The organism is Rhizobium sp. SEMIA4064 (genome assembly GCF_003025035.1).
Taxonomy (GTDB): Bacteria; Pseudomonadota; Alphaproteobacteria; order Rhizobiales; family Rhizobiaceae; genus Rhizobium; species Rhizobium paranaense.
The window spans coordinates 1-9,258 of sequence record NZ_PYJN01000014.1 but is presented as its reverse complement, the minus strand read 5'-3'; the positions used below and the strand labels follow the sequence as shown (position 1 = coordinate 9,258).

Sequence of the window (9,258 nt, the reverse complement as noted above, 5' to 3'; positions counted from 1 at the left end):
CATGAGCGCGACATAAGAAGGGGAGACATCGAGGTCAGATGCCATGTCGGCTTGAGTGAGGCCAAGATTTTTCCGCAAGCGTCGAAGTCGCGGACCGAGATAAACGCAGAGTTTTTCCATACACCGATTACAGCATTACAAAATATCCTTGTAAAGTTTGACAACATCACAAAGGCACCGGCTGAAAAGAAAACGGCGACCCGCTATTGCAGTGCACACAACTGGCCGACCCTTGGAGGAGTAAATGTCGTATTCAGATAGTGTTGAAGGAGCCAAAACCTTGATTGTCGAAAACCACGCATGGTCCGGCCTCACTGCCGAAGCTGTCGCTCGCATGCGCCTTCAGAACAGATTCAGAACCGGTCTAGACATTGCGCGCTATACCGCTGCGATCATGCGTCGGGACATGGGCGCCTATGATCAAGACCCGAGCAAATATACGCAGTCGCTCGGATGCTGGCATGGGTTTATTGCCCAACAGAAAGTCATCTCGCTGAAAAAGCACTTCGGCACGACGGAACGCCGTTACATCTATCTCTCAGGTTGGATGGTTACGGCACTGCGGTCGCAGTTCGGTCCGCTCCCCGACCAGTCCATGCATGAAAAAACGAGCGTGCCGGCCCTTGTCGAGGAGATCTACACCTTCTTGCGCCAGGCAGATTCACGCGAACTCGGCATGTTGTTCAGGGAAATCGACAAAGCCCGGGTGGAGGGTGACCGAGCGCGGGAACAGCAGCTGGTTCAGGCGGTCGACAATCATCAGACCCACGTCATTCCCATCATTGCTGATATTGATGCAGGTTTCGGAAATGCCGAAGCAACCTACCTGCTGGCGAAAAAGTTGATTGAAGCCGGCGCCTGCGCGCTGCAGATCGAGAACCAGGTCTCCGATGAAAAGCAGTGCGGCCATCAGGACGGAAAGGTGACCATTCCGCACGAGGAATTCGTCGCCAAGATCCGCGCATGCCGCTACGCGTTTCTCGAGCTCGGCATCGACGACGGCATCATCGTGGCTCGCACCGATTCACTCGGCGCAGGCCTTACCAAGCAGATCGCCTTCAGCGTCAGCGAAGGCGACATCGCCGACCTGTACAACGGCTTCCTGGATTGCGACGATGTCACCGGCCAGCCACCCTCCAACGGCGACGTGTTGATCACGCGCGGCTCGAAGCTCTTGCGGCCGAAGCGGCTGCGTTCCAACCTTTATCAGTTTCGTGAAGGCACAGGCGCCGACCGCTGCGTGATTGACTGCATCAATGCGCTTAACAATGGCGCCGACTTGCTGTGGATCGAGACCGAAAAGCCTCATGTCGAACAGATCGCGAGCATGATGGACCGCATCCGGCAGGTGATCCCCAATGCCAAGCTGGTCTATAACAACTCGCCCTCTTTTAACTGGACGCTGAATTTCCGGCAGCAGGTTTTTGATGGTTGGCAGAGCGAAGGAAGGGACGTCTCTGGGTTCGACAGGGCCAAGCTGATGAGCGAACAATATGACGACAGCGATTTGGCGCGGGAAGCCGACGAAAAAATCAGGACCTTCCAGCATGACGCCTCCAAACGCGCCGGCATTTTCCATCACCTGATTACGCTGCCGACCTATCACACCACGGCGCTCTCGACGGACAATCTCGCCAAAGAATATTTCGGCGCGCAGGGCATGCTCGGTTACGTCGCCAACGTCCAGCGAAGGGAAATCCGCCAGGGCATTGCCTGCGCGAAGCACCAGAACATGGCTGGTTCTGACATTGGCGACGATCACAAAGAGTATTTTGCCGGCGAGGCGGCGCTTAAGGCCGGCGGAGCCAATAACACGATGAACCAGTTTGCGGCCTGATGCAGACCTACCTTGCAAGGGACCTGCAGCAGGCCTGCGTCCTTTACCTTACCGGAGGAAGTAATGTCGAACGACGAAGAGAAAAAGAAACCGATCTTGCTGGAGCGACCGCGGGCTGTCTTTTCGCAAGAGGACTTTGAGCTCATCCGGGTAGCTGTCGCCCACTATCTGCACGTGGTGAAAAACGAGCCAGTGGCAGTAAAATACTCAAACCTGCATCACCGGCTCGGCCGGATATCTTAAGATCGCAGCTCTTGTAATCGCGCGTCGCAATTGCGCTCGAAGAGTTTCGTTCCGAACCCTGAACCGCGCCGGGTTTGCCGGAGGCCGTTTGGTTTAAGTTATGCGGCCATGGCTGGCTCGTCCAGCATGGCATAGTAACGTTCTTCGGCTTCGGCAGGCGGAATGTTTCCTATGGGCTCCAGAAGACGCCGGTTGTTGAACCAATCCACCCATTCGAGTGTGGCGAACTCCACGGCTTCGAAATTGCGCCATGGTCCCCGCCGATGGATGACCTCGGCCTTGTAGAGGCCGTTGATCGTTTCGGCGAGAGCGTTGTCGTAACTGTCGCCGACGCTTCCAACGGAAGGCTCGATGCCTGCCTCCGCCAGCCGTTCGGAATACTTAATCGATACGTATTGAACACCCCTGTCGGAGTGGTGGATGAGCCCACCGCGATGGACTGGCCGCCGGTCATGGAGTGCCTGGTCCAGGGCATCGAGGACGAAACCCGCATGAGCGGTTCGGCTCGCCCGCCAGCCGACGATGCGGCGGGCGAACGCGTCGATCACGAAAGCGACGTAAACGAAGCCTTGCCAAGTGGCTACATACGTGAAATCGGAAAGCCACAACATGTTCGGCGCGGGAGCGCAGAACTGGCGGTTCACGCGGTCGAGCGGACATAGAGCGGCCTTGTCAGACACGGTCGTTTTGACGGGCTTTCCACGGATAATGCCCTGAAGACCCATCATTCTCATAAGCCGAGAAACAGTGCATCGAGCTATGTCGAAGCCTTCCCGCTGCAACTGCCGCCATACTTTCCGCACGCCGTAGACTTGGAAATTCTCATTGAACACTCGGCGTATCTCGACCTTCATGGCCGCGTCGCGACGAGCGCGGGCCGACAGGCGGTCCACGTCCGTGCGCTTGGCGATGGCGTCATAGTAAGTGGACGGGGCAATCGGCAGCAGCCTGCAGATCGGCTCGACCCCGAACTTTGAGCGGTGTTCGTCGATGAAGGAAATCATCGCTTCAGTGGGCGGTCGAGCTCCGCCTGGGCAAAATAAGCCGACGCCTTACGCAAAATCTCATTGGCCTGTCGAAGCTCGCGGTTCTCCCGCTCAAGGGCCTTCATCTTCTCGGCGACATCGCTTGGAAGGCCTGCTCGTTTGCCGCTGTCAACATCGGCTTTCTTCACCCACTCATGCAGCGTATGTGCCGAGCAGCCAATCTTGGCGGCTATGGATGAAACTGCCGCCCACCGGGATGGATGCTCGGCCTCATGGTCCAAAACCATGCGGATGGCTCGGTCACGAACTTCAGGTGAAAATTTGTTGGTCGTCTTGCTCATATCGGCTCCACTTTCTCACGAGTTGGAGCCTCCGGCAAACCCGGCGCGGTTCACCCCCTCTGCGGGAAGACAATTAGAACACAGATCAGTTCATTCGGCAGCTGTTAGTTCCCAGCTAGCGAGCCCTGAGGAAAAATATCATGGATAACAACAATGCTTGTGTCTTAGTCGACGGCCATAGTGCCGAATTGAAACTTCGATCAAGCACGATCGGTCCGAACGTCCTCGGCATTGGATCCCTCTACGAGCAGACGAAGATGTTCACCTATGATCCTGGCTTCACTTCGACTGCGTCGTGCGAGTCCAGCATCACCTTTATTGATGGCGACGAAGGCGTTCTGCTGCATCGCGGTTATCCGATCGAACAGCTTGCCGAGCACGGCGACTTCCTCGAAGTCTGTTACCTGCTGCTCTACGGCGAATTGCCGACCGCAGCCCAGAAGAAGGACTTCGACTATCGGGTCGTGCACCACACCATGGTGCATGAACAAATGTCCCGCTTCTTCACCGGTTTCCGCCGCGATGCGCATCCGATGGCCGTCATGTGCGGCTGCGTCGGCGCTCTGTCGGCCTTCTATCACGACTCCACCGACATCACCGATCCGCACCAGCGCATGGTCGCAAGCCTTCGTATGATCGCCAAGATGCCGACGCTTGCCGCCATGGCCTACAAGTACCATATCGGCCAGCCCTTCGTTTACCCGAAGAACGATCTCGACTATGCGTCGAATTTCCTGCGCATGTGCTTTGCCGTGCCCTGCGAGGAATATGTGGTCAATCCGGTGCTTGCCCGCGCCATGGACCGCATCTTCATCCTGCACGCGGATCATGAACAGAACGCATCGACCTCGACGGTTCGCCTCGCCGGCTCTTCCGGCGCCAATCCCTTTGCTTGCATCGCCGCCGGCATCGCATGCCTCTGGGGCCCGGCCCATGGCGGCGCCAACGAAGCTGCGCTCAACATGCTGACGGAAATCGGCACGGTCGACCGCATTCCGGAATATATCGCCCGCGCCAAGGACAAGAACGATCCGTTCCGATTGATGGGCTTCGGTCATCGCGTTTACAAGAACTACGATCCGCGCGCCAAGATCATGCAGAAGACGGCGCACGAGGTCCTCGGCGAACTCGGCATCAAGGACGATCCGCTGCTCGACATCGCGATCGAACTGGAGCGTATCGCGCTGACCGATGACTATTTCATCGAGAAGAAGCTTTACCCGAATGTCGACTTCTATTCCGGCATCACGCTGAAGGCGCTCGGCTTCCCCACGACCATGTTCACGGTACTATTTGCGCTCGCCCGCACCGTCGGCTGGATTGCCCAGTGGAACGAGATGATCGAAGATCCGGATCAGCGTATCGGCCGCCCGCGCCAGCTCTATACCGGCGCACCGCTGCGCGAATACGTTCCGCTTTCAAAGCGCTGAGCGACATCCGTGATGAAACGAATACCCGGCTGCTCAGCTGCGATCTCGCAGGGTTGAATGCAATGGCGACCGAACAGTGGTGCTTGACGAATCTTGCTTCCCTTGCGAAGGCCTAGCGCGAGCATGCGAAGACGTTGAAAGCGACCGTTCTGCTCGTTGAACTCAGCGACTTCGCGGACGTCAAACGTATCTATGCCGCCCCCCTCTAGACCCCCTACCCCTGCTGGCGGTGGAAGGCGTTGGCGAAAGGTGCAAAAGTGAAATCGAGACCTTGATCGCTCTCAGTCAAGCTGCGCGCCGCCTTCACCGCAACGATCAGGAACAACATTGCTCCGGCGTCCCCGTTCAGCATAAACGTTCAGATGAACAAAGCTGTAGACGTTGACGATCGGAACAGGAAGAACGGGAATGACGCTCACTGCTGCGCTAACGAGGCATCTAAAAAATCCGGAGCAATTCCTCGACCTATCCGAGCCTAGCACGCACACGGCTACATCTATGAAGCGCTTTGCGGTCTTTAACCCGTCCACCGGCGATCTGCTGGCCGAGGTGCCGGACATGAGTGCCGAAGAGGTTTCCGCAGCCATTGACAAGGCGCATGCTGCCCAAGCGCCTTGGGCTGGGCTCACCGCCCGGGCGCGCTCGGACATCCTGTGGAAGTGGCACCGGCTGATCCTCGAACATAGCGACGATCTTGCCGTGATCTTGACGGCTGAGATGGGAAAGCCGCTGGGAGAGGCGAAATCGGAAGTCTTGTACGCGGCGGCATATCTCTAATGGTACGCCGAAGAGGCCAACCGCATTTACGGCGAGACCATTTCAGCGCCCTCCAATGACAGGCGTATGCTGGTGATCAAGCAACCAATCGGTGTTGTCGGGGCCATTACCCCTTGGAACTTTCCGGCCTCGATGGTAGCGCGCAAGATTTCGCCGGCGCTTGCCGCTGGCTGTACCGTTGTCTTGAAGCCCGCTGAGCAAACGCCCCTCGTTGCCGGGGCCATGTTCGCCCTCGCGCGTGCAGCTGGTTTCCCGGAGGGCGTTCTCAATTTCGTCTATGCGTCAGAGGGTGACGCTATCGGTCGTGAATTGTGTTCAAACCCAAAGGTGCGAAAGATCAGTTTCACAGGGTCGAACGAAGTCGGCCGATTACTGATGCGCTAGTGCTCCGACCAAATCAAGCGCATCAGCTTCGAACTCGGCGGGAACGCCCCTTTCATCGTCTTCGACGATGCTGATATCGACGCCGCCGTTGACGGCCCGATCCGAGCCAAGTTTCGCAATGCTGGGCAGACCTGCGTGTCCGCCAATCGGCTGTACGTCCAAAAACGCGTCTATGACGAATTTGCTGAAAAGTTCACCGCGCACGCGCGAAGACTTCGCGTTGGCGACGGCTTTGAACAGGACACCGCGATCGGGCCTCTGATCGACAATCATGCTCTGACAAAGATCGAAGCGCATGTCGATGACGCTGTCAAAAACGGGGCAATAGTGCGATGTGGTGGGCGGCGCATCGGCACGTCCGGAACATTTTTTGAGCCGACCGTGATTACAAATGTCGTCAGCTCAATGCGCATCGCCCAGGAAGAGACTTTCGGTCCTCTGGCACCAATCATCCGTTTCGACGACCCGGAGCAAGTCGTGCGATACGCTAACGATACGATCTACGGCCTCGCCGCCTATTTCTATGCTTCGAACCTCAGGCGGGTCTGGCGTGTGGCCGAGGCGCTGGAATACGGGATGGTCGGCATTAACACCGGCCGCATGTCGTCGGAGGCTGCACCCTTTGGAGGGATCAAGCAGTCAGGCATTGGACGTGAAGGCTCCCGCCACGGCCTCGAGGACTATCTTGAAATGAAGTACCTTTGCCTGGGTGGCCTCTGACGCGGATTAAGACCTCCCGCGATTTGACGCTGTTGATACCAGTCTCTCTCGCAAAAAAGAGGCTGCCGTCCTTGTTCGGCGGCAGCCAAGTCGCTTGGGAGGCGAATTCAAAGCTCAAGCGACTGATCCCCTAAACGAAGCCCTTTTCGTACGTGTCGCCGATCAGATACCTATCGCTTCATAGGCATCGGCGATCTGTCGGATTGACGCGACATAGGCGGCGGTTCGGTAGTCACCGAGTTCCGGTTGCTGCTCCATCAGGTCAGCAATGCGCCCCCAGGTGCTTCGCATCACGTCTTCCAGTCCGGAACGAACGAGATCGATTTCCGCGCCGCCTTCGAGGAACTCGTCACGGATGTCGGCAGGGAACTCCTTACCGGTCATGCATTCGAGGGCCGGTGCGATGGTCTGGTTGCGCCGCTCGCGCCGGCGGCGCTCCATCAAGCCGAAGCCGAAGGGATATGCGTGAGATTCTTCACCCATTCGAAGTAGCTGACGATCAGGCCGCTTCTTTGTTGCGAACATCCTTCCATTAACAACACGGCACAAGTCTGGCGGACCGGTAAGTAGGGGCACACTCCCAAGGACCCTACGAGCCGGAACCAATGCCTAACGCAATATGACCACTAATGCAACGAGTGTCTTAGTTTGCGATATATGGATCAGGTGTAACATCGCTTTCAAGATCATTGGGCTGCATCTGATGCGCCAGCGCACGAGCCATCCATTGGATGTCGCTCCCCAATCGAGGTTGCGACACCGCACCCTGGCAAGTTTAAATGTAAATGGCGTGGCCACTGATCAGGCCTTCCGGGCCGTCCGCTTTGACGACCGATTACACTTAGTTCCAAGAAGTGACGACACCCGCGCCCCCTTCGGTCCGGGCCAAGCGGCTACACAACACGGATACCGCAGCGTTATTAAGCCAATAACTCACGGCGATACATTCGGGTCGAACAGACATACTTAAAACAAATGTTGCATTTCGATTTACCACACGATACGCTTCGAAAACGGGGCAGCAGCCTGGGATACCGATCGGGACGCACAAGCTGAGCCGAGGTGCGCCGCGATGAGCCGCGCCGACAATCAAGAAGCACTAACAAAGGGGAATATCGGATGAACAAATTTTTAAAAATGTTGACAGCGGCGTCGTCGGTCGCGGTTGCTTCGGCAATTCCATTAGCCAAAGCAAATGCCGGTGAGGTACTTGATCGCGTACGCGCAACCAAGACGCTGACAGTTGCGGTCGGAACGGACTGGGGGCCGATGTCGCGCATGAATGACAAGCACGAACTTGATGGTGACGATGTCGATATCGCTAAGGGAGTTGCTAAGTACCTAGGGGTGGAGGTCAAGTTTGTTACGCCTGCCTGGGATCTCATCACCTCTGGCCAGTGGGAGGGTCGCTGGGATCTTTCTATGGGTCAAATGACGCCAACCAAGGAGCGTGCGGAAAAATTAAACTTCCCAGCTGTCTACGTGTGGGCGCCAGAAGTTGCCGTTGTTCACAAAGACAGCAAGGCGACGACGCTTTCGGATTTGGACGGAAAGATTGTCGGCGTCGGAGCGGGCAACGTGGCGGAATCCTACGCCAATCACAACTTCAATCCCAGTTGGATTGACGCCAAGCCGGTGCAGTACCAATTTACGCCAGGCCAAGTGAAGACGTATGGATCCAGCAACGTCGCATTCGACGACCTTCGTCTCGGCGACGGTGTTCGTTTAGATGCGGTTCTCGGTGATGATACGGTGGCCCGTGAAGCAATAAAATCAGGCTATCCGATCAAGGTGCTTGGTACCCTCTTCTACGCGCCAGGTGCAATCTCAATTTTGAAGGGCGACGACGAATTCAATGACAAGATCGCGGCCGCCGTCAAGAGTATGAAAGATGACGGTACCCTTTCCAAGATGTCGATCAAGTGGTTCGGGGTGGACTACTGCGAACAAAAATAAGACATCACGCGTTAGCGGCCCGGCTCGGCCGGGCCCATTTTCTTGAAGGGTCTATCATGCTATATCGGGATACAGTTGAATCCGAGGTGCTTGTTCATAAGCCTTGGTTCGTCGCCCTGATCTTCGTCGCAATGCTTGCATTTTTTCTTTCGTTCAACCTTGCGGGCACGACCTTCGGCGAACTTATGCGGCCGGTTATTGGCGACCCGCTACAAAGCGGAATTTACGGGCGTTTTGCGATCGCCTTCGTACTTGCGATCATATTTAGCCTCAACATCGTAGTAGTTGGATTTATTCCATTACAGGTGCAGATTGGCATCGTATGGATGGAACTATTGCTGCTGTTTCTCGCCTTTTTCAGATCATTCAATCTGAGCATGCCCTTCATATGGGAGAATTTGCCTTACCTCATCTCCCAAGGGGTGGTGACTACGATCTATGTTTCAGCGGTCTCGCTTTTCTTTGCCTCGCTAATCGCGATTGTCGCCGCGGTCGCAAAGCTTTCAAGCAATGGCTTCGCATATGCCACCGCCAGTTTTTACACCTCTTTTTTCCGGGGTCTGCCCCTTCTCATGCAGATTTAT

Annotated in this window: 7 protein-coding genes, 2 pseudogenes and 1 other annotated feature; of the genes and pseudogenes, 6 read left to right on the top strand and 3 right to left on the bottom strand. The window is 56.4% G+C overall.

The annotated features are described in order from the left end of the window. The coding region (locus C9E91_RS10015; protein WP_146143993.1) for a helix-turn-helix domain-containing protein at positions 1-120 on the bottom strand (120 nt) is incomplete at its 3' end. 124 nt (positions 121-244) lie between these two features. Between C9E91_RS10015 and C9E91_RS10010 the strand changes: the two genes are divergently transcribed. Together C9E91_RS10010 and C9E91_RS10005 are read left to right on the top strand one after the other, a co-directional pair. Continuing rightward, positions 245-1,837 carry an isocitrate lyase gene (locus C9E91_RS10010; protein WP_004122955.1) on the top strand — a complete coding sequence of 531 codons (1,593 nt, stop codon included), beginning with the start codon at positions 245-247 and terminating at the stop codon, positions 1,835-1,837. A gap of 63 nt (positions 1,838-1,900) precedes the next feature. Continuing rightward, entirely contained in the window at positions 1,901-2,080 is a 180-nt protein-coding gene (locus C9E91_RS10005; RefSeq protein ID WP_015342020.1) for a hypothetical protein, read from the top strand. A 98-nt stretch (positions 2,081-2,178) separates the two neighbouring features. On the opposite strand, the gene C9E91_RS10000 is transcribed toward C9E91_RS10005, so the two are convergent. After that, a protein-coding gene (locus C9E91_RS10000) for an IS3-like element ISRtr2 family transposase (protein ID WP_076611960.1) occupies positions 2,179-3,407 on the bottom strand; the annotation gives its coding sequence in 2 pieces (ribosomal slippage) (positions 2,179-3,119 and positions 3,119-3,407; 1,230 coding nt in all). Beyond that, positions 3,010-3,126, bottom strand: a sequence feature (AL1L pseudoknot). It overlaps the preceding gene by 117 nt. Before the next feature lie 140 nt (positions 3,408-3,547). Here C9E91_RS10000 and gltA point away from each other — a divergent pair. Then, positions 3,548-4,837, top strand: coding sequence for a citrate synthase (gene gltA / locus C9E91_RS09995; protein WP_004129043.1), 1,290 nt, complete (start codon positions 3,548-3,550; stop codon positions 4,835-4,837). A gap of 408 nt (positions 4,838-5,245) precedes the next feature. Beyond that, positions 5,246-6,718, top strand: a pseudogene (locus C9E91_RS09990) (NAD-dependent succinate-semialdehyde dehydrogenase). Positions 6,719-6,880: 162 nt separating this feature from the next. Here C9E91_RS09990 and C9E91_RS09985 read toward each other — a convergent pair. Further along, positions 6,881-7,224 (bottom strand): annotated as a pseudogene (locus C9E91_RS09985) (glutamate dehydrogenase); the annotation flags it as partial. 613 nt (positions 7,225-7,837) lie between these two features. On the opposite strand from C9E91_RS09985, the gene C9E91_RS09980 reads away from it, so the two are divergent. Both C9E91_RS09980 and C9E91_RS09975 read left to right on the top strand, forming a co-directional pair. Next, entirely contained in the window at positions 7,838-8,674 is an 837-nt protein-coding gene (locus C9E91_RS09980; protein WP_004129031.1) for a transporter substrate-binding domain-containing protein, read from the top strand. Positions 8,675-8,730: 56 nt separating this feature from the next. Further along, on the top strand, positions 8,731-9,258 hold a 528-nt coding region (locus C9E91_RS09975), incomplete at its 3' end, for an ABC transporter permease subunit (RefSeq protein ID WP_146143992.1).